The organism is Pseudonocardia sp. 2-7 (assembly GCF_056341085.1).
Genome location: NZ_CP094507.1, coordinates 4,222,915 through 4,242,594, shown reverse-complemented (window position 1 = coordinate 4,242,594; position 19,680 = coordinate 4,222,915). Strand labels below are relative to the sequence as shown.

General features: G+C 72.4%; 18 protein-coding genes and 1 pseudogene. 9 read left to right on the top strand and 10 right to left on the bottom strand.

All coding sequences use genetic code 11. The features are described from left to right. The first annotated feature begins 400 nt into the window (after positions 1-400). A complete protein-coding gene (locus tag MTO91_RS20415; protein WP_476652351.1) occupies positions 401-955 on the top strand; it encodes a hypothetical protein in 555 nt (184 codons plus the stop codon). On the opposite strand, the gene MTO91_RS20410 is transcribed toward MTO91_RS20415, so the two are convergent. Beyond that, positions 928-1,725 carry a transposase family protein gene (locus MTO91_RS20410; protein WP_379674574.1) on the bottom strand — a complete coding sequence of 266 codons (798 nt, stop codon included), beginning with the start codon at positions 1,723-1,725 and terminating at the stop codon, positions 928-930. The genes MTO91_RS20415 and MTO91_RS20410 overlap by 28 nt on opposite strands. Positions 1,726-1,857: 132 nt before the next feature. Here MTO91_RS20410 and MTO91_RS20405 point away from each other — a divergent pair, with 132 nt between their 5' ends. From MTO91_RS20405 to MTO91_RS20395, 3 genes are all read left to right on the top strand, one after another. Further along, the gene (locus MTO91_RS20405; RefSeq protein ID WP_476652350.1) at positions 1,858-2,043 is read left to right on the top strand and encodes a hypothetical protein; all 186 of its coding nucleotides are present in this window, start codon (positions 1,858-1,860) and stop codon (positions 2,041-2,043) included. Between the two features lie 1,340 nt (positions 2,044-3,383). Further along, complete coding sequence (locus MTO91_RS20400; protein ID WP_476652349.1) at positions 3,384-3,635, top strand: hypothetical protein; 252 nt, start codon at positions 3,384-3,386, stop codon at positions 3,633-3,635. Positions 3,636-3,819: 184 nt separating this feature from the next. Beyond that, a complete protein-coding gene (locus MTO91_RS20395) occupies positions 3,820-4,209 on the top strand; it encodes a hypothetical protein (RefSeq protein ID WP_476654993.1) in 390 nt (129 codons plus the stop codon). A 157-nt stretch (positions 4,210-4,366) separates the two neighbouring features. Here MTO91_RS20395 and MTO91_RS20390 read toward each other — a convergent pair whose 3' ends face one another. Both MTO91_RS20390 and MTO91_RS20385 read right to left on the bottom strand, forming a co-directional pair. Next, positions 4,367-4,498, bottom strand: coding sequence for a hypothetical protein (locus tag MTO91_RS20390; RefSeq protein WP_476654934.1), 132 nt, complete (start codon positions 4,496-4,498; stop codon positions 4,367-4,369). Between the two features lie 559 nt (positions 4,499-5,057). Then, positions 5,058-5,186, bottom strand: a pseudogene (locus tag MTO91_RS20385) (GDP-mannose 4,6-dehydratase); the annotation flags it as partial. Positions 5,187-5,527: 341 nt separating this feature from the next. Here MTO91_RS20385 and MTO91_RS20380 point away from each other — a divergent pair. The 4 genes from MTO91_RS20380 to MTO91_RS20365 all read left to right on the top strand — a co-directional run bounded on the left by MTO91_RS20380 (position 5,528) and on the right by MTO91_RS20365 (position 9,167). After that, on the top strand, positions 5,528-5,983 hold the full coding sequence (locus tag MTO91_RS20380; RefSeq protein ID WP_476652348.1) for a hypothetical protein: 456 nt from the start codon (positions 5,528-5,530) through the stop codon (positions 5,981-5,983). 74 nt (positions 5,984-6,057) lie between these two features. Continuing rightward, positions 6,058-7,380, top strand: coding sequence for an HNH endonuclease signature motif containing protein (locus tag MTO91_RS20375; RefSeq protein ID WP_476652346.1), 1,323 nt, complete (start codon positions 6,058-6,060; stop codon positions 7,378-7,380). A 166-nt stretch (positions 7,381-7,546) separates the two neighbouring features. Then, on the top strand, positions 7,547-8,182 hold the full coding sequence (locus MTO91_RS20370) for an arsenate reductase/protein-tyrosine-phosphatase family protein (RefSeq protein WP_476652345.1): 636 nt from the start codon (positions 7,547-7,549) through the stop codon (positions 8,180-8,182). Between the two features lie 46 nt (positions 8,183-8,228). Continuing rightward, positions 8,229-9,167, top strand: a complete 939-nt coding sequence (locus MTO91_RS20365) for a glycoside hydrolase family 26 protein (protein WP_476652344.1) — start codon at positions 8,229-8,231, stop codon at positions 9,165-9,167. Here the strand turns inward: MTO91_RS20365 and MTO91_RS20360 are convergent. The 7 genes from MTO91_RS20360 to MTO91_RS20330 all read right to left on the bottom strand — a co-directional run bounded on the left by MTO91_RS20360 (position 9,145) and on the right by MTO91_RS20330 (position 17,988). Further along, positions 9,145-10,260: a glycosyltransferase gene (locus tag MTO91_RS20360; protein ID WP_476652343.1), complete on the bottom strand. Its 1,116-nt coding sequence runs from the start codon at positions 10,258-10,260 to the stop codon at positions 9,145-9,147. The two genes, MTO91_RS20365 and MTO91_RS20360, sit on opposite strands and share 23 nt — an antisense overlap. Continuing rightward, positions 10,257-11,477, bottom strand: coding sequence for a GNAT family N-acetyltransferase (locus tag MTO91_RS20355; RefSeq protein WP_476652342.1), 1,221 nt, complete (start codon positions 11,475-11,477; stop codon positions 10,257-10,259). Before MTO91_RS20355 ends, MTO91_RS20360 begins: the two co-directional genes overlap by 4 nt. Then, a complete protein-coding gene (locus MTO91_RS20350) occupies positions 11,474-12,205 on the bottom strand; it encodes a hypothetical protein (protein ID WP_476652341.1) in 732 nt (243 codons plus the stop codon). Before MTO91_RS20350 ends, MTO91_RS20355 begins: the two co-directional genes overlap by 4 nt. A 65-nt stretch (positions 12,206-12,270) precedes the next feature. Then, entirely contained in the window at positions 12,271-13,374 is a 1,104-nt protein-coding gene (locus tag MTO91_RS20345) for a glycosyltransferase (protein ID WP_476652340.1), read from the bottom strand. Then, positions 13,371-14,096, bottom strand: coding sequence for a polysaccharide deacetylase family protein (locus tag MTO91_RS20340; RefSeq protein ID WP_476652339.1), 726 nt, complete (start codon positions 14,094-14,096; stop codon positions 13,371-13,373). The genes MTO91_RS20345 and MTO91_RS20340 overlap by 4 nt, the downstream gene beginning before the upstream one ends. Continuing rightward, positions 14,093-17,020, bottom strand: a complete 2,928-nt coding sequence (locus MTO91_RS20335) for a lipid II flippase MurJ (protein WP_476652338.1) — start codon at positions 17,018-17,020, stop codon at positions 14,093-14,095. Before MTO91_RS20335 ends, MTO91_RS20340 begins: the two co-directional genes overlap by 4 nt. Positions 17,021-17,058: 38 nt before the next feature. Continuing rightward, positions 17,059-17,988 carry a hypothetical protein gene (locus MTO91_RS20330; RefSeq protein ID WP_346103972.1) on the bottom strand — a complete coding sequence of 310 codons (930 nt, stop codon included), beginning with the start codon at positions 17,986-17,988 and terminating at the stop codon, positions 17,059-17,061. Between the two features lie 344 nt (positions 17,989-18,332). Here MTO91_RS20330 and MTO91_RS20325 point away from each other — a divergent pair, with 344 nt between their 5' ends. After that, positions 18,333-19,640 (top strand): sugar transferase, encoded by a 1,308-nt coding sequence (locus MTO91_RS20325; protein WP_476652337.1) that lies wholly within the window; start codon positions 18,333-18,335, stop codon positions 19,638-19,640. Positions 19,641-19,680 lie beyond the last annotated feature (40 nt).

The following is a 19,680-nucleotide window of genomic DNA, read 5'->3' as shown; positions in this document are numbered from 1 at the left end:
AGGGTGCCGCCGTGCGTGATCGGGCTCGCACCGTCGATCCCGAAGCGGCAATGTTCCCCGGACTCGTGTAACACAACTGCGCGGGGATTATCGACATGCCGTCGTCTCGAGGCTGCGATCGACATGGGTGCCGACCGGCTGTAACGCTCCGTGGTCTTTCGCCGCTGTACCGCGCGAGATCGACATCAGCGCGGAGGCCGATGTGACCCCACCTCACCCCGATGAGACGCCTGACTCGAGTGACGAACCCGGCCTCGACCAACCCGAGGGAGCTCCGGAACCAGCGGCCGTCGAGGGCCCTGACGCCGAGCCGGAGCGGAAGGAGGTTACTCCGCCCTCGGCGACGCCAATGGAGCGGCCGTGGAACTCGGTGCGGTGGTGGACTCAGAGCAGGGTCGGCATGGCGAGCCTGGTCATTGCAGCCCTCAGCCTCGTCGTCGCGTTGCTGGCGTTCGTGAACGACCGGGGGCTCTTGCCAGGTGCGGGCGATGCCGGCGCGCCACCCACGACGGCTACGGCGGCGCCGCCGGCTGCGCGATTGTTCGACGACTTCTCGGGGGCGGACATCGACCCGGCGAAGTGGACCGTCGAGGACCCCTCCGGCTACTTCGCCGTTGTCGACGGGACGTTGCAGGCGCAGGTCCGCCGGGCCTCGTCGGAGCAGACAGCCGGGACCCTCACAGCCTATGCGGGGGAAGACATCCGTGAGGTCGACTTCGACGTGCGTCTGGTCGACGGCACCGGACCGAGCGAGGGCGGTCTCTACGTCATCCTCGTCGGTCAGAACGGTGAGCAGCGCCGCGTCGTCTTCGGACCCGGCAACACCCTGACCGCACCGCAGGGGTTCGCGGTGGAGAGCTGTGCGGATCCGAGCTGCGACGATGTCGAGTACGTAGCGGACGGGACACTGAGCCTTTGCCAACCTGATCACGCGCTGGCGATCATGAGGGTCTGAACTGCGGCGATGAGCCTGTCGGCGGTGTTCGGGCTGGACCGGATCTTGCGCAGGACTCGCCAGTTCTTCAGCTCGGCGTTGACCCGCTCGCCCGGTCCGCGACGGTGGGCGTGGGCGGTGTTCACGTCCTTCTGGTGTCGCGACAGCTTCCGGAATCGGCCGGTGTCGGGGTCCTTACGTCGACGCCGCTGCGGCACGGCGACCGTAGGACCGGCGCCTTGGTAGGCGGTGTCGGCCGCGGCGGGGATCTCATGCTCGGCCAGGGCGTCGATGATCCCGTGCTCGCGGGCTGCGCCCATGTCGTGCCGCGCGCCCGGCATCGGCGGGGAGATCCACACCAGGCGGCCGACCGGGTCCGCGATGACCTGCACGTTCAGTCCGTGGGCTTTGTGCTTTCCAGAGTAGAACGCCCGGTCGTAGCCCGATGCCATCCCGACCCGGTCGATGCGCAACAGGGTGCCGTCGAGGATCACGAACGCCTTCCGTTTCGCGACCTCGATGGCTTGTTCCAGGGTGGGGGCCTTCGCGGCGAGCAGCTCGATCCCCTCCTGGATGTAGCGGTAGACCGTGGAGGTGCCGACCCCGAACCCGCAGGCCAACTCGGCGTAGGTGTCGTTCTTGCGCAGGTGCGCGACCACCAGCAGCGCCTGGCGGCCGGCGGCGAGCTTGCGCCACCGGGTTCCACGGGCGGCGCGGTGTCCGCGCAGGAGATCGGCGAGCAGGTTGAGCGCGCGGCTGGACACGGTCATCCCAGACGGGTAGGACAACACCTTGAAGCTCCTGGTGGGACGTGTTGATCTAGTCAATCGCCCGTCTACCAGGAGCTTCACCCATTCGAGGCCACGACACGCCGCAGTCCGCTGACCAGCACGTCCACCGAGGTTGGCAAAGGCTCACTAACTGTGGGCCGCAGCTACGCGGTCGCGCTGTCGGTGGAGTCCGACGCGGTCGTGATCGATGTGCCTGACTCACGGTCCCCGGTGCGGATCGATGCCATGACGCCGATCCGCGAGGTCCGGTTCTACGCCACTACCAACGTCGGCGCGTCGCTCAGAGTCCAGGTCGACAACGTGCGGTTCGGCGAATAGCCGTGGACGAGGGCGGTACCGACTGTCCGTGCGCCAGCGGTGTGGCGATGGCTCTGGCCCCTCCCGACACCGATCCCCGGCCGGTTCTGGTGGCGCTGGGCGGCGCGGCGGGGCGACCACGTCGAGCAGCACGCAGGAGTCCGCCCAGAACAGCAGTGGGGCGGGCACCGACCACACGGCCGGGCCGGTGGTCGGGCCCCCGGCCGTAGTGACCATCGGGAGCGCCGGCACCGGCGGGGTGCGCACCGCCGACGAGGGCCGCCAGCCCGCCGAGGGGATCGTCCACAGTGCCCGCCGCCGCCACCCGGTCGATCGCCCCGGCGAGGACGGTCAGCCGCTCGCCGACCAGCGTGCGGATCGCTGTGGGTTGTTTTCGATCCCTCCGTTCGGCCGCCACGGTTCCAGGTCGACGGTCTCGACGACGTCGCCGCCCGACTCCAGGTGGACGACGACGTCGTCGTGGCCGGGTCCTCGGCGCGGGCCCGCAGGTCCGCGGGCAGTTCCCCGCCCGGCGCCGGCGCGAGTGCGGCGGCGTTGGGCTGGACGGACATCGTGATCGCGTGGGCCGGGTCGGCCACACTGGTCGGTGCGGGGCCGCACGCGGTAACGATTGCCCCGGTGAGCGCCACGAGGGCGCCGGTCAGGAGTCTCATCTCCCCCTCCTTCGCAGGACCGCCGGTCGACGGCCCCTGCTCGATGTCTAGGGAGACGACGGAACTCCGTCGCACACCACGACGGGAGGCGCCGCGGTCGGGCACAGGATCAGCCGAGTCGATCCGGGCCAGGAGTCGTTCGTCGCTGCGCGATGGGTGTCGGCGACAGTGGGGCACCTGCGATGATCATCAGAAGTGTCGCGTCCTGTGTTCCTCCCGGCTTTCCAGCACCGAAGTGTGATGGCGGGAGGACTGTCCGTCCTGGCCATCCGGTGGCTATTCCAGAGATGCGGGTTCGCTCCCGGCTTCGTCGGTGATGCGGGGAAACGCGGAGATCTCGCTGACTGAGACTTAGGTCGGCCCGTCAGGATCTGACGCGCCGCACCGCTTTACGCCACGGTTCATCGGGTGCACCACTTCATCAATAGTGATGAAGTGCTGTCCACGATGATTGTTGGATCGGGTTTGGACGCCCCCGGTCTACCAGTCGAACGTCGTGCGGATCCCTCTCGCCAGGGCGACCGGTGGCTCGCGATCGTCCAGTTCAGGAGGTGTCCACGGCTCTGGTGGACAGTCGTCGATTGATGATGGTGCAGATGAGCTGTGATCTGCATACTCCGATCTTGCCGTTTGCCCGCCTTGGGCGACGGGGAGCGTTCTGCTGGAAGGAATGGCGTGGGGTACTTGGTGCTGATCTATTTCGTAGGAATGCTCGTTGCGATGTCTGTCTTCCGTGTCCGAGCCGGCCTAGGGTTCTGGCACGGACTCGCACTGTTCGGTCCGGGCGGGGTTGGCCTCGAGTGGCTGGCTATCAACACCGGGAAGGCGATGGTGTGGCCGGTTACGGCCGCCGTGTGGTTGGCCACGGATCGGCCGGAACCCGCGATCGTCTTCAACGATAAGGCTGTCGCCCGACGCGCGGCCGAACAGCAGAACTGACCACGTCACTCATCGAACCGGATCGGAGATCCAGCTATGGCACAGTGCCCGACCTGCCGCGGAAACCGTCGATGCCCTGAGTGCGACGGCCGCGGCTTGACCGGAGGCATCCTTCCTGTGAACTGCAAGACCTGCCGGGGCAAGAAGGACTGCTTCGCATGCAACGGTACGGGGCGGCGTTGACATGGCCACCTGGGAAGAGCTTCGGCGGTACATCGCGTCGAACTACCAGGTCGACACCGATAAGCAGACCTTCCTCGCCCTGGACTTCACGATCGCCAACGGCAGGTCCCAGCGCGTGCTCGTAAGCCACATCGTCTCGACGTCCGGGCAGGAATGGGTCCACATCGAGTCGCCCATCGGCGAACTGCGCAACACGAACCTGACGTCTCTGTTCGACAGAGTTGAGCACCAGGTGTGCGGGTCCCTGTCGAAGGTCGGTGAGTTGGTGACCCTCCGCCATTCCAACTTGCTCGCGGATCTCAGCGTCGAAGAGTTCGAGGTTCCGCTGCATCTCATCTGCACCTCGGCGGATGCACTGGAAGGCGCTGTGAGCCTGCAGGACAAGTACTGACCCCTGGGTGTGCCGGCATCCACGCCGGCACACCCAGGTGCAACACGGTCGCACTGCTGGGAGAGGTGCAGTAGATCGTGGAGTCGGGTGCGACATGACATGGTCAGCGGCCGGTACCGGACCCGCAGCGTCTTCGTCGAGTGTGGCGGGAGCGGTCCTAGTTCGCGTCTGCGCTCCGGACGAGTGCGCTGCCTGCCTTCTCCAGCCCCGGCTCCGCGTCCACCATGATGCGCGCCAGCACCTGCGGCTTCCACCCCAGGATCTTCTCCGCCTTCGACGCGTCCCCGATGAGCCCGTCGACCTCGGTCGGGCGTAGGTAGGACTCGTCGAACCGCGCGTAGTCCTACCAGTTGAGGTTCACGTGGTCGAAGCAGAACCGGGCGAAGTCGCGGACGTTTTAGGTCGTGCCGGTGGCCAGCATGTAGGCGGTGGGCTCGTCGGCTTGCAGCATCCGCCACATGCCCTCGACGCACTCCGGGCGTAGCCCCAGTCGCGGACGGCGTCGAGGCTGCCGAGGTAGACGTCCTTTCGATGCCGAGGGAGATCCGTGCCGGGGCGCGAGCGATCCTGCGGGTCACGAAGGTCTCGCCGCGGCGGGGACTCGTGGTTGAACAGGGATTCCGTTGACGGCGTAGAGGCCGTGGCCCCCGAGGCAGTTGCGGGCGATTTAGTAGCCGTAGAGCTTCGCGGCGCCGTAGGGGGAGCGCGGGTAGAACAGGGTGTCCTCGTTCTACGGCGGGGAATCGCGCCAAGCATCTCCAAGCTGCTGGCGTGGTAGGGCGGCAGTCGACGCCGACCACGCAGATGACATCGAGGAGCCGCGTCGTCCCGACGCCGGTGGTGTTGCCGATGTACTCCGGCTCGTCGAAGGACATGCGCACGTGGGACCGGACGCCCAGGTAGTAGACCTCGTCGGGGTGGATTTTCTCGATCAGCGTCACCGGCCGGGAGGCGTCGGTGAGGTCGCCGTAGTGCACGAACAGCCGCGCGTTCGGGTCGTGCGGGTCCTGGTAGAGGTGGCCATCAGCCGGTGTTGAACGTCGACGCACGCCGGATCAGCTCGTCGACCTGACAGCCCTCGGGACGAACATCGCGCAGATCACCGACCTGGTCATGACGCTGTTCGGCCCCTGACCGCGGGGCCGCCGTCTCGTCAACTCCGATGAACCGCCGAACGGCCGATAACGGGCTGGTCCGTCCGGAGCGATCCAGCGGAGGACAGGGCCGCGTCGACGGCCCGCCGGACCCGAGGAGACCGCACGATGACGTCGCACCGCCGCCCACGCGTTCCCTCTCCCGCGCCCTGCTGGCCGGGTTAGTGCCGGCGACGACGGCCGCCGCGCTCTGCGTCGCGTCCGTCGCCTCCGCCGAGCCGGTGGTCGCGATAGCGGCCCCGGCTCCGACGGGTCCCGGCGCGGTCGCGCGGGAGTTCCCGGCGCCGCCCGTGCCGGTGGTGGTGCCGGACGCGCCGCTCGCGTCGTTCGTGGCGGACGAGCCGGAGCCGGTGCTCTACACCTGCGACCCGACCGCGGACCCGGAGTTCGAGGACCCGGCCCACCCGCACTACATCACCAACAAGAACTGCCCCGACCTGATCGCAGCCAAGGAGCAGGCGCAGCGGGAGTACCTGGAGCAGCTGCAGACAGAGGAGCACGAGGTGAGTGGGGACGGACTGGAGTCCGCCTGCTCGGACCCCACCAGCAGCTACTACGGGACCGCGGCCTGCGGGGCCGACCTGGACGGCGACGGGATCATGGACGGATTCACCGGCTGACCGCTCGCCGCTGCCCGGTGTCCGCCCAGCTCAACGGGTATTGTTCGAACGTATGGTCGAGTAGAGTCGACTGTGTGGATGACGTCTGGCAGGCCGGTGACGAGGAGCTCCTCCTCGCGGTCGCCGACGTCCAGGAGCGGATCAACCGCGAGTCCGCCTCACTCGTCGCGCTGGTCGCCGAGATCGCCACCCGCGGACTGGCCGGGGACAGGGGATTCCGCGACACCGCGGACCTGCTGCGCACCGTGCAGAACGTCTCGCGCGCCACCGCCCGCGCCCGGGTCGACGCGGCACGGGCGCTGTCCCCGCTGTACCTGATCACGGGGGAGCGGGTGGACGCGGAGCTGCCCGAGCTGGCCGCGGCGTTCGCCGAGGGCGCGGTCGGCGCCGAGCATGTGCGGGTGGTCCAGCGCGTGCTGACGATGCTGCCGCCGCACCTGCACGAGCACCGACCGGTGCTGGAGGCCGACCTCGTCCACCACGCCCGCACCCTGGATCCCGACGCCGTCGAGAAGCTCGGCCGGCGCGCGATCGCGCTGCTGGACCCCGACGGGCCGCGCCCGCGGGAGCCGAAGTCGTCGCGCAACCGGTTCGTGCTGCGCCCACAGGGCGCCGGGTACGAGGCCCGGGGCTGGCTCGACACCGAGTCCGCGGCGATGCTGCGCACCGCGCTGTCCCCGCTGACCGCGCCGGTCCCGCCGGACGGGCCCGGCGGGGCCCGTGACGAGCGCTCGTCCGCCGAACGCACCGGCGACGGTCTGGTGGAGCTCGCGCGGCGGATGCTCGCCGTCGGGGACCTCGGTGTGGAGAACGGTCAGCCGGTCACCCTGACCGTCACCGTCCCGCTCGACACGCTCACCAGCGGCACCGGGTCCGGGCTGCTCGGTTTCGGGGCCGGTGGGTTGTCCGCCGCCGTCGCCGCCGGGGACGCACTGCGCCTGGCCTGCGACGCGCGGGTCGTCCCGGTCGTGCTCGGCACGGCCGGGGAGCCGCTGTTCGTCGGGCGGGAGGCCCGGCTCGCGACCCGCGGGCAGCGCCGCGCCCTCGCCCAGCGCGACCGCGGGTGCGCGCATCCCGGCTGCGAGGCGCCGCCGCAGTGGTGCGTCGCCCACCACGTCCGGCACTGGGCCGACGGGGGCACCACCGATCTGGACAACCTGGTTCTGCTCTGCGGGCACCACCACCGGTTGGTCCACCACGGGGACTGGAGCATCACGATGGACGGTGGGTTCCCGGTCTTCCACCCACCGCCCTGGGTGCCGGGCGGCCCGCGATGCAACCCGTTGCACCGGCCCGACCTGATCGGGAGGTCGATCGACGGCGATGGCCCGCCGCGGGACCACCCCGCCGGCGCGCCGCCGTTGTCGACGGTGGCGAGAACAGCCGCCGTGTCGTGAGGTCCACGCCACATGTCGTCATCAATCGTGCTGATCTCCGCGGTCCGCGGCCGATCGGCGGAAATGGACGGCCCGTCGCACACGACTGAACGGAGGACGGACCGTCGGGGGAGGGCCCACCATGACCACGCTGGCCGAGCGTGCTGCCGCGCCGCACACTGGGGCGATGGCACGCCCGCCGCAGACCATCACGCAGCCGGGACCGGACGACCGGTTCCGGGTGCTGATCGTGTGCACGGGCAACATCTGCCGCTCGCCCGCTGCGGAGCTTCTGCTGCGTCACCTGCTGGTGGGGCGCCTCGGCGGCCGGGAGGCGGCCCGGGTCGAGGTGTCGAGCGCCGGGGTCGCCGCTGTCGTCGGGGCCGGGATGAACCCGCAGTCGCGGGCCCAGCTCGCGCCCTGGGGGCTCGACGGTGACCGCGCCGAGGGCTTCCGGGCCCGCCCGCTCGACGATGCCGCGGTCGACGGGGTCGACCTCGTCCTCGGCGCCAACGTCCGCCACCGCTCCGCGGTGCTCGAGCGTCACCCGCACCTGCTGGACCGCACGTTCGCGCTGCGCGAGTTCGCCCGGCTCGCCGCGGCCGCCGACACCACCCTCCTCCCGCCGGACCTGGTCAAACGCGGCCGGGCGCTGGTCGATCTCGCCCGCGCCACCCGCGGCACCATCCCCCCGGCCGACGACACCGTGCCCGACCCGATGGGCGGACCGGACGCCGCGCACCGCGATGCCGTGCACCGCGTCTTCGCCGCCGTGCGCGGGATCGTCGACGAGCTCGCACCCCGCACGGCGGTTCGGCGCTAGGCTGATCATCGTCTCCCCGCCACGAAGTCCCCGCCGCCGGAAGCCGATGACCGCCCTGCTGCTCGCCGCTGCGCTCGCGCTGCTGCTGTCCTGCTCCGCCGGACCGGCCGACGACGGCCCCGCGCGCCCCTTCCCCTTCGGTGCCTTCACCGGATCCGACGCCGAGGGCGTCGCGCGGCTCGCGGAGTTCGAACAGTGGCTCGGCCGCCCCGTCGACGTGGGGCACACCTACCTGCCGGGCGAGGGGTGGGACGACCTCGACGGCCCCGCCTACATCCTCGACCCGTGGGCGCAGTGGCAGCGGGAGAATCCCGGCCGGCTCTTCGTGCTCAACGTGCCGATGGCCGCCCCCAACGAGGCCGACCTGCCCGACGACGAGGTCGCGGACATCCTGCGCCGCGGCGCGGCAGGCGAGTTCGACCACCACTTCCGTACGCTCGGTGAGCGTCTCGTGGAGCGGGGACTGCAGCGCGCGATCATCGTGCCCGGCTGGGAGATGAACGGCGAGACCTACTCCCATCGCTGCCGGCCGGACCCGCAGGCGTGGAAGGCGTACTTCCGCAACGTCGTCAGCACCCTCCGGGCGGTGCCCGGCCAGCAGTTCCGCTTCGACTTCACCGTCAACCGCGGCCGTGACGACATCGACTGGACCGACTGCTATCCCGGCGACGACGTCGTCGACATCATCGGGATGGACTCCTACGACCAGGGCCCGGGCCGCAGGTTCGACGACTTCGTCTCCCAGCCCCTGGGGCTGGCGGAGCACGCCGCGTTCGCGGCCGCCCGCGGCAAGCCCGTCTCCTTCCCGGAGTGGGGCCTGTTCCGCCACGGCGACGACCCGCAGTACTTCCGGCGCATGCACGACTGGATGGCGAGGCAGGAGACCGTCTACAGCACGATGACCGACTACTGCCCGCACGGCGTGTTCTGGTGTGGCGAGAACCCGCGGTCCGCGCCGGTGGTCAGGGAGCTCTACGGGCGTTGACACGGGCGGTCCGCCCGGTCAGCTCGGCGAGCCCGGCCCAGGTGCGGGTGATGTCGAACCCGCGCGCCCACTCCGCCGCGGCCAGGCCCTCACGGCCTGCGAGCCCGGGGTCGAGGAGCCGGTCGGCCACCGCCTCCGCCAGCTCACCGGGGGCGTTCGCAGCGACGAGGGCACCCACCGCGTGCGGCACGAGCTCGGTCAGGCCGGGCACGTCGGAGGCCACGAGCGAGCGGCCCGCCGCCAGGGCCTCGATGGCGGACAGCGACAGCCCCTCCCAGCGGGAGGGCAGCACGACGACGTCCGCCGCGGCGTAGAAGCGGGAGATCTCCGCCGTCGGGCCGAACCGCTCGACGCCGGGCGTCCCGTTCGCTGCGGCGCCGATCTGCGCGTCGTCGCCGCCACCGACCAGCACCAGCCGGGCGTCCGGCACCCGCTCCCGCACCGCACCCCACGCGGCGAGCAGGACGTCCTGCCCCTTCTGGCGGGTCAGCCGCCCGGGACAGACCGCGATCGGCGCGGCGTGGGGCAGACCCAGGGCTCTACGGGCGTCGCGCCGCCCGGCCGGGCCGGCCGGGCGGAATCGGCCCAGGTCCACGCCGTTGCGCACGACCGTGATCGGGCCGGGCACACCGGCCGCGCGGCCCTGCGCCGCCTCGCCCTCGCCGCAGGCCACCACGCAGGCGCTCCAGCGCGTCGCCGACCGCTCCCAGAGCAGAGCGGCCCTGGCCTGGAGGCCGTCCGCGGCCAGCCAGGACCATCCGTGCGGCTGGTAGAGCGTCGGAACGGCGCCGCGCACCGCCAGCCGCCCGGCGAGCCCGGCCTTCGCCGAGTGCAGGTGCAGCACGTCCGGCGCGATCTCCGCGACCAGCCGCCCCAGCGAGTGCACCTCGCGAGGCACCGAGAGGCCGGGGGACCGGCCCGCCTCCCAGACGGCGTGCGGCACCCCGGCGGCGGCCACGTCATGGCCGAGCAGACCGTCCGACGGGCAGGCGACGCGAACGTCCCATCCCCGTCCGAGCTGGTCCACTGCAGCGCCCAGGACGTAGCTGTGCACCCCGGCCACGGTGGGCTGGGCGACGTGCAGGACCCTCACGTCGTCGGGGCCCCGGATCCGGGGGGCCGTCGGTCCAGCAGGGTCCGTGCCGCGGAGCCGGCACCGTCGGCGCGCAGCGCCCGGACGGTCGCACCCAGGCGTGCGTGCAGCTCCGGGGCGCGGTCGCGGACGCGGTCGCGCAGCGCGGCCCGAGCACGTACCGCCACGACGTGGGCGGTGCCGGCCGGGGAGCGGCGCCGGGACAGCAGCACCCGCCGGTGCGGGACGTCCACGGTCTGCCACCGCCGCTTGTAGGACTCGGCGCCCCGCAGCATGTCGAGGGCCACCCGCTCGCGCTGCTCCACCACGTCGAGGCTACGGGACAGGGTCATCGCCGCCCCGTCGCCTCCGTCCCGCAGGGTGGGCGAGATGCCCAGGAGGTACGCGTACACCGCGCGCGGGCCGACGAGCAGCAGCATGGCGGCCACGTCGACACCGTCGACGCGGTACAGGTCCAGGTGCGCGGCGCCCGCCGGCACCAGGACGTCGAGGGCCTCGGTCAGCATGGCGGCGTAGCGGGGGGTGAGGTGTTCGGGGTTGCCGCCGCGCCCCTCCCACTGCCGGGCGTGCAGGTCGAGGAGCGTCGCGACCCCGGCCGCGGTGGTGACGGTGGTGCCCGGACCGGCCGGGACGTACTCCACACCGGTGGCCCGGACCTTGCGGATGCGGGTACGCAGGCGCTTGCGCGATCGTCCCTCGGTACCGGCGAGCAGTGCCTCCACCGAGCCGAACGGCACCTCCAGGCACACCGAGGACGCCACCGACACCGCCCCGCGCCAGTGCCCGGCCACCGCCGCGGCGACCCCGTCCCCGCGCACCTCGGGCAGCTCCACCACCTGCCAGCCCGGTTCGAGCAGCACCGACCGGGCGAGGTGGCGCACGGCCTCGGGCCGCACCGACTCGTCCACCAGGAACTCGGTGATGTCCGAGAGCCCGCCACCGACCGGGCCGAGGACTCGGACGCCGGCGACCCGGCGCACCGTCAGGGCGGCGCCGGCGACCAGGCGTCCGTCGCGGCGCACCGTCACCACGTGCAGGGAGGCGCCGTGGCCGTAGTGGTCCCACCACGCCTGCAGCCACCCCGAACGCTGGAACGGGGTCGCGGTCGCGCAGCGGTCCGCGAGGTCGTCCCACTCGGCGGCGAGCGCCCGGAACTCCCCGGCGTCCCGCACCGAGGCGACGGCCCAGCCGCCCCCGATCCCGACGGCCGCAGTCACCGCCGGACCGCCGTCGACGACGGGTTCGCGCCGTTGCGCCGGGCCGGCAGCTGCGGCGCCGCCGGTGCCGGGGCGGGCTGTGGCGGCGCGTCCGGAACGGGGCCGGTCCACCGGGGCGCCCGGCTCGCGGCAGCGAACAGGCCCAGACCGGCGAGCAGCGCACCCGCGGCACCGCCGACCAGTGCGAGCAGCGCCGGCGAGGCGGAGACCGGCTCCACCGGTTCCACGGCCGGCGCGAACACGGCCAGCGTCACGCTGGTCTCGACGCTGCGCTCGTTGCCGTAGGCGACGAGGCTGCCGGCGAGGGCGTTCGCGATCGCCGTCGCCTCCCTGGGGTCACCGGAGAGCCCGGCGATCTCCACCAGGGGGGCGTCGGGGGAGGTCTGTACCTCGGCCCGGCGCAGGAGCTGCTCGACCGGGGTGCGCAGCTCCGCCGCGGCGGTCGCGGCGACGGCGGGCTCCCCGGCGATCCGTCCGAACGCCTGGGCGAAGCTGGTCGCGCGCTGCTGGCCGTCGGCGTCCTGCGCGGTCACCGCCACGTAGGCGGCCGTGCGGAACGTCGGACCGCTCACCAGCCCGTACACCGCCCCGCCGCCCGCCCCGGCCAGGACCGCGAGCGCCACGACGACCGCGCGCAGCGCCGCACGCCGCCGGTACCAGGGTGGCCCCGTGGCGGGGGAGGGCGGCGTCGCCGCGAACCGGCTGGTCTCCGCGGTCGGATCGTCCACCGGGCCCGACCCGTTCCCGGAGACGCCCGTGCCGGGATGTGATCCGCCGGACGTGCTGGGCTCGCTCATGACAGGGCCTTTCGTGGTGTCGGTTCGCGGTCGGTGAGCCGTAGGTAGAGGGCGTGGAGCTCCGCGGCGACCCGGGACACGTCGAACCGGTCCAGGCCCGCGGCCGGACGACGGTCCGGCGGCCGGTCGAGCAGCGTCGCGACCGCGGTGGCGACGGCGTCGCCGTCGGGAGCGACGCGAACGTGGCGAGGGTCGGCGAGCTCGTCGAGGACGGGCCCGGAGGCGTAGGCGACGGGCAGCCCGGACGCCGCGGCCTCGAGCAGCGCCAGACCGAAGGTCTCCTCCGGGGAGGGCGACGCGAGCACGTCCATCGCGCTCAGGTGGGCGGCGACGTCGTCGACCTCACCGGTGAAGACGACCCGGTCCGCCACACCCGCCTCACGGGCGCGCCGCTCCAGCGCCGCCCGCTCGCCGCCCCGTCCGACGACCAGGGCGGTGACACCGGGCAGCCGTGGGAGCGCGTCGAGCAACACATCGACCCGCTTCGGCGCTTCCAGCCGCCCGACCACACCGACGACCGGACGGTCGGCGGGCAGGGCGTACCGGCGACGCACGCGTTCGCGGTCGGAGCTGTCGAAGCGGTGGCCCTCCACGTCGGTCCCGTTGCGCAGCACGGTGATCCGCTGATCCGGAATCCCCCACTCGCGGAGCCGCCCGGCGACGTCGGCGGACACGGCGACCGTCGCGCGCCCCAGCCTCTCGGTGGCCACGTAGAGCCCGCGCACCCCCGGCCGGTCCACCGGGCGGCCCTCGATGAGCTCGCCGTTCAGGGAGTGTTCGGTCGCCACGATCGTGCGCACACCGGCGAGCCGGGCGGCGAGCCGGCCGTACACGCAGGCGCGGTAGAGATGGGTGTGGACCACGTCGAAACGGCCCCGCCGGATGAGCCGGGCCAGCACCAGCACGGCGGCCACGTCGGTGTTTCCCGACATCGGGACGAGGTGGACCGGGACACCGTCCGCGCGCAGTCCGTCGGCGACGACCCCCGGGTTGCAGAGTGCGACGACCTCGGTCTCGACCTGTCGGTGGCGCAGCAGGAGCCGCAGCTGCTGTTCCGCACCACCCGCGTCGAGACCGGTGATGACGTGCAGAACCCTCATACGAACGTCGCCTCCCCGTCCGGGACCCGCATCTGGCTGCGGACGTCCTTCGCGCGCAGCCGCACCCCGCCGTCGCGCTCCCCGACGAAGGTGCGCGGCAGCGCGTGGCGGCCGGCCCGCTCGTGCGGCGCGATCCCGACGGCGTGGGCGTAGCCGGCGGACCGCACGGCCTCGATCTCGCGGCGCTCGACGTGTCCGTACGGGTAGGCGAAACCGGTGACCGGCCGCCCGACGAGGTCGCTCAGCTCGGCGCGGCTGCGCTCGATCTCGTCGCGCAGGTCGCCGACGCCGGTGGTCGGGAGCGAGACGTGGGAGACCCCGTGGGAGGCGATCTCCATTCCCTCCGCCGCCGCGGCGCGGACCTCGTCGGCAGTCATCAGCTGCTTCACCGGTCCCGGTACGTCCCACTGGTTGGTCCCGCCGAGGCGTCCGCTGAGCACGTAGACGGTGGCGGTGAAGCCGTGACGGCGCAGGACCGGTACGGCCCGGTGCAGGAAGTCCCGGTAGCCGTCGTCGAAGGTGAGACCGACCAGGTCGCGGGCGGGCCCGTGCCGGCGGGCCTCCAGGAGCTCGGACACCGCCACCCCACGCAGCCGGCGGGCTGCGAGCCAGGCCATCTGCCGAGCGAACCGGTCGGGGGTCACGGTCACCTGGTACGGGTCCTCGGCGTAGTGGTCCACCGAGTGGTACATCCAGATCCAGGGCCAGCGGGTGGCGGTCACGACGCGCTCCCCGTTCCGAGCACGGCACGCACCGACGGCAGCCCGCCGGTCGCCATCGCCACGGCGGCGAAGACGACCATCATGGCCGTTCCCCCCACCGGCACCGCCACGATGCCGGGCAGGCCCCGGACCAGCGACGCGATCCCGACACCGATCGCTGCCGTCACCGCGGCGGCGGGCAGCAGCCGGAGCAGGATGACACCGATCGCCCGCGGGTCGATCGCCTGCGCCCTCGAGCGGCGGGCGAGCAGGAGTCCCACCGCGGTCACCGAGATCCCGGCCGCGTTGCCCGCTGCGATGCCGGGAGCACCCCAGACGCTCGCGCCGATGCCGGCCACGACCGCGGTCACCACGAGCCCGACCCCCATCGTGGCGGCCGGCAGGAACGTCGACCGTCCGGTGAACAGCGCCCGGCAGACCAGTTCGACCAGAGCCTGACCGAGCAGACCGAAGACGTAGATCCGCAGGATCGCGGCGGTGTCCGCGGTGTCGGCCGCGGTGAACGCGCCCCGCTCGAACAGCAGCTGCACCACCTGCGGGGCGAAGACGAACAGGAAGGTGGTCGACAGCAGCACCACGGCGCCGACGATGCGGACGTCGGCCTCCAGCCGGCGCCGCGCGTCGCCGGCGTCACCGGCGACCAGACTGCGGGCGAGCAGCGGGAAGGTGACCACGGCGATGATGAGGGCGAGTGTCGAGGGCAGCTGGCCGATCTTCTGTGCGTAGTTGAGGTGGGAGATGGTCCCCTCCGCGAGGGTCGACCCGACGAACCGCTCGACGTAGACCTGGGCCTGGCGGGTCAGCGTGTAGACGGCGATCGGTAGGAAGGCCCCGACGCTGATCAGCGAGGACTTCACCAGGACGGCCCGCGGGACCGGGATGCGCCGCAGGTAGGACGGCAGCTGCACCGCGACCATCAGCACGGCTCCCGCCGTCACCCCGATGGCCGCGGACAGCACGCCGAGCCGCTCGTGGAACAGCACGATCGAGCCGACGATCCCCACGTTGAACGCCAGCGAGATGGCCGCGGGCGGCCCGAACACGAGGTGGGCCCGCAGGGCACCCGCGGCGAAGCCGGCCAGACCGATGAACACGAGGCTGGCGGCGACGACGCGCATCGCCTGCACCCCGAGCTCCGGCTGGGCCAGGCCGGGGGCCAGTGCGCCGACCAGCCACGGTGCCGTCACCGCGACGATCCCGGCGACGACGACGAGCCCGAGTGCGAGGCGGGGGAGGGCGTAGGAGACCACGCCCGCGACCGCCGCCCGCGGATCCGATGTCGGGGCCCCGGGCTCGGCGCCCGCCAGTGCGCGGGTGAAGGCCGGTACCAGGAGCAGCGCCATCGCACCGTCGATGAGCAGCGGCACGGCGGACTCGGCGATCGTCCACGCGACGAGGAACGCGTCGGTGGTGCCGTCCGCGCCGAAGTACGACGCCAGCATCAGGTCGCGCACGACGCCGCCCAGCGACCCGAGCGCGATGAGCACCGCCGACACGGCGGTCGCCGTGAGGACCATGCGCGACTCCCCGGAGCCGCGCCCGCTCCGGGTCCCCGGGCGACCGGTGACGCCGGGCGCGCCGGATCCCGGGCGGTTGCGCAGGCCGTAGGAGGCGGCGAGCCCGACGACCACGCCGACCAGGACGCTGGTGGGCCCGCCGGTGTCGGCGTACAGGAACTCGATCGCCTGCCACAGCACCATGCCGAGCACGGCGAGCCCCACCGCCCGCTCGGTGGGCGTCGTGCTGCGCCGGACCCGCTGCAGGGTGCCCAGTGCCACCGTCGCGAGCAGGCCGACCAGGGCGGTCGCGCCCAGCAGCCCCTGCTCGGAGAGCACGAGCAGGTACTGGTTGTGCGGGGACAGCAGCTCCTGCTTGACGTAGCCGGCCCCCGGCTGGTCGGTGTCGCTGCTCGAGTTCAGCCCCAGCGGCGCGTGCCCGTCACGCAGCTCGGGGAAACTGCGCAGCCCGGCCCCGGTGACGGGGTGCTCCGACCAGATGGAGGTCGCGGTGTCCCAGAGGTGGTAGCGGTCGCCGACCGAGGAGTCGGGGGAGCCGACGGAGGACACGGCGCTGCCCAGCCGGGTGCCGATCTCGCCGCCGCCCAGCCCGAACCCGCCGACGAGCACGACGGCCAGGGCCGTCACGACACCGGCCGCCCGGAGCAGCCCGGCCGGTCCGAGGTGGGCGAGCAGCAGCACCAGCACCACGGCGCTGGCGAGCCAGCTGCCGCGGCTCAGGGAGAAGGCGAGCGGGACCAGGAGCGCGACGGCCAGGCCGGTCAGAACGATCCGGTGACGACGATCGGTCAGTGCGACGGCGCCCGCGACGCACACGGCGAGGGCGAAGCTCACCACGGCCGACATGGCCATGATCTCCTGGGCGCCGAAGGTGCCGACGGCACGCACGGTCTCGCCGCCGATGGAGGCGCCGGTCCCGCTCAGGTACTGGACGACACCCACGGCGCCCTGTACGAGTCCGGACACGACGAAGGCGCCCGCGACGACGGCGATCCGCTGCGGGGTCCGGACGACCGCGGCCACGGCGGCCGGCACGAGCACGAACACCTGTAGGTAGCGAACCAGCCCCGACAGCGCCGCACCGGTGTCGGTGGCCACGAGAGCCGACACGGTGGCGGCCGCGGCCAGTGCGCCGAGCACGACGGCGGCGGGCCGGGGCAGGTCGAACCGGCCGGCGACCAGGCCGGCGACGACGACCGTCACCAGGGCCAGCGACGCGAGGTCCGCGGCGGTGACCGAGGACCCACCGGCCTCGACGTGCGGCCATGGCAGGTTGACGAGGAGCACGATCGCCGCGACCGACCAGGTCGACCATCCGACCCCGGGACGCGCCCGGCCCGGGGACGACGGCATCGTCGCCGTCGGCGGTGGCTCGGCCACCGGTGTCGTGGCGGCTCCTCCACGCATCAGCGGGACAGTCCTCTCTGGCCGGTTGCGGACCGGTGTCAGGCGACCGGCTGGGGTCCGGCCGCCAGCAGGCGCGCGCCGCCCCCGGCCTGCGGGTCCACGACGTGGGTCGCCGTGCGGACCGCGGTCCGTCGGTTGCGCAGGCCGCTGAGCCGGTACGCCGTGGCGAGCCCGGCCTTGGCGACGAGCCCCGGACCGGCGGTCGCCCGGGATCGCGGCCGCCATCCGAGGTCGGAGCGGAGGACACCGTTGCCGAAGTTGACCAGGTAGGCCCGCCGGCTCGGAGCGGTCCAGTGCTCGGTGGTCAGCGAGACGTTGACGACGTCGTCGTTGACGATGCGGTGCGGCGCGTTGAGCGGCCAGTGCAGCATGTCGCCCGCCTCGAGGTCGTGGACGCGGGCGTAGTCGTCGAACCACGGTTCGTAGGAGATGCCCTCCTCCGAGACGCGACGCACGACGTCCTCGATCTCGGGCTCGCGCAGGAAGGGGGCGGTGGGCGGGTAGATCCAGATGCGCTTGCGGCCGCGCAGCTGCCAGAGGGTCTGGCAGGGCACGTCGGTGTGGTAGTGGACCTGGGCGCCGGGGGAGGAGACGAGGACACCGATCCGGTGCTTGGACGTCCGCAGCCCCGGGACGCCCTCCTCGATCTCGGCGTAGATCCCGGCCACCAGCTCGGCGAACCGCGGGTCGACCTCCTGCAGGCCCATCATGTTGATCCACAGGCGGCCGCCGCGGACCGCCTCGAGCACCTCGGCCCCGGTCCGTCCGCCGCGGGTGCACGCCGACCAGGTGTTGGCGGCGACCGCGTCCGCCGTATTGATCTGCAGATGGCTCGTGGGGAGGTGCTCGACGAGGTCCGCGAGTGACTCGTCGGAGAAGAGGTCGAGTTCGGACAGTCCGTGGCGCAGTCGCAGCGGCTGTGTCCCCCACAGCTCGGCGGCCCGTCCGTCGAAGTCCTCGAAGATCATCGCTGCTCCCGCTTCCGCGCCGGCCGTCGATCGCACTACGTCACAACGGTCGCCCACGATCGGACCGGCGTTACGCCGTTCAGCGGGATGCTTGGTCACACAACTCACCGTGAGCGAGATAATCAGGAGAGTTGTGAGCCGTCCGAGCGAAACGCAAAGGGTGTGGCCGACGACTTCCTCGACGCCAGATCACTCAGAGAAGTCGAGGTCGATCGCTCGTGAGCATCACCGAGAGGCCTGTCGACCCTAGCGTCGCGGCGCCGGAGGCGAACCCCGTGGAGCGCGAGATGCTCCGTCCGGCCCAGGTCGGTCGGCCGTCCGCAGTCGGCCGTATCCGTGCGTGGATGGTCGTCGGTCCCCTCGACGCCGTCTCGCTCCTGTCGCCGATCGTGTGGCACGGCGCGCAGGTCAAGGCGACGGTCGCGATGGCGGCCATCGCCTTGTATCTGCTGGTCGGAGGACGCCGTTACCGCGCCCGGCTGCACCTGAGCGTCCTCGACGAGCTGCCGGCGGTGCTCGGGAAGCTGCTGATCGCCACGGCGATCGTCGCGACCCTGATCGCCCCGCGCTACGACTCCGCCGACGTGGTGTCCACGTTCCTCCTGAACTCGGCCGTGGTGATCGGCCTCGTCGTCCTCGGCCGGATCACCGTGACGACGGTCATCCGGTGGTCGCGGGCGGTGGGCCGGACGCGGCACCGCACCGTGGTGGTCGGCGCGGGCAGTGTGGCGGCGGACCTGTGCCGTGTGCTCGGCGCCGAGCCCCGCTACGGCCTGGACGTCGTCGGGTTCGTCGACGACGGTGGGCGCGGTCCCGCCGGCTCGTGGGTGCCGCGCCTCGGTGACGTGGACGATCTGGAGCAGGTCGTCCGAGAACAGCGGATCAGCGTGGTGCTCGTCGCGGACGGCGACATCTCCGAGAGCCATCTGGTGGAGGCGGTGCGCCGGCCCGCATGCGTGTCGTGCGACCTGCTGGTGGTGCCGCGGCTGCACCACTTCCAGACCCGGACGGTGTTGCCCGACCACATCGGGTCGATCCCGATCATGCGGGTGCTGGCCCCGCCGGTCAACGGGCCCGGCCGGTGGATCAAGCGCGCCTTCGACATCGCGGTCGCCGCCGTCACGCTGGTGGTGCTGTCGCCGGTCCTGGCCCTGTGCGCGCTCGCGGTCCGGCTGGAGGGCGGTCCGGGTGTGATCTTCCGGCAGCCGCGGGTCGGCCGTAACGGACGCACCTTCGACTGCCTGAAGTTCCGCTCCATGCGCCCGGTCGACGACCGCGAGTCCGCGACGCAGTGGTCGATCGCGGCGGACGACCGGGTGGGGCCCGTCGGCAGGCTGCTGCGCCGCACCTCCCTCGACGAGCTCCCACAGCTGTGGAACATCCTGCGCGGTGACATGAGCCTGGTCGGGCCGCGACCCGAGCGACCGCACTTCGTGTCCCGGTTCTCGGGTGAGTACGACCGGTACGCCTACCGGCACCGTGTCGAGGTCGGGCTCACGGGGCTGGCCCAGGTGAACGGGTTGCGCGGGGACACCTCGATCTCCGACCGCGCCCGCTACGACAACTACTACATCGAGAACTGGTCGCTCTGGCTCGACTTCAAGATCATGGTGCGGACGTTCGCCGAGGTGCTCTTCGCCCGGGGTCGCTGACCCCCTGTCGGGTGGTCGTTCCTGTGCCACACAGCAGGAT

What these genes read in the sequence shown, in the direction of transcription:
- MTO91_RS20345 (WP_476652340.1), bottom strand. Translation starts at nt 13,374, where the DNA reads ATGAGGGTTCTGCACGTCATCACCGGTCTCGACGCGGGTGGTGCGGAA.
- MTO91_RS20335 (WP_476652338.1), bottom strand. Translation starts at nt 17,020, where the DNA reads ATGCGTGGAGGAGCCGCCACGACACCGGTGGCCGAGCCACCGCCGACG.
- MTO91_RS20365 (WP_476652344.1), top strand. Translation starts at nt 8,229, where the DNA reads ATGACCGCCCTGCTGCTCGCCGCTGCGCTCGCGCTGCTGCTGTCCTGC.
- MTO91_RS20415 (WP_476652351.1), top strand. Translation starts at nt 401, where the DNA reads ATGGCGAGCCTGGTCATTGCAGCCCTCAGCCTCGTCGTCGCGTTGCTG.
- MTO91_RS20370 (WP_476652345.1), top strand. Translation starts at nt 7,547, where the DNA reads ATGGCACGCCCGCCGCAGACCATCACGCAGCCGGGACCGGACGACCGG.
- MTO91_RS20330 (WP_346103972.1), bottom strand. Translation starts at nt 17,988, where the DNA reads ATGATCTTCGAGGACTTCGACGGACGGGCCGCCGAGCTGTGGGGGACA.
- MTO91_RS20325 (WP_476652337.1), top strand. Translation starts at nt 18,333, where the DNA reads ATGGTCGTCGGTCCCCTCGACGCCGTCTCGCTCCTGTCGCCGATCGTG.
- MTO91_RS20395 (WP_476654993.1), top strand. Translation starts at nt 3,820, where the DNA reads ATGGCCACCTGGGAAGAGCTTCGGCGGTACATCGCGTCGAACTACCAG.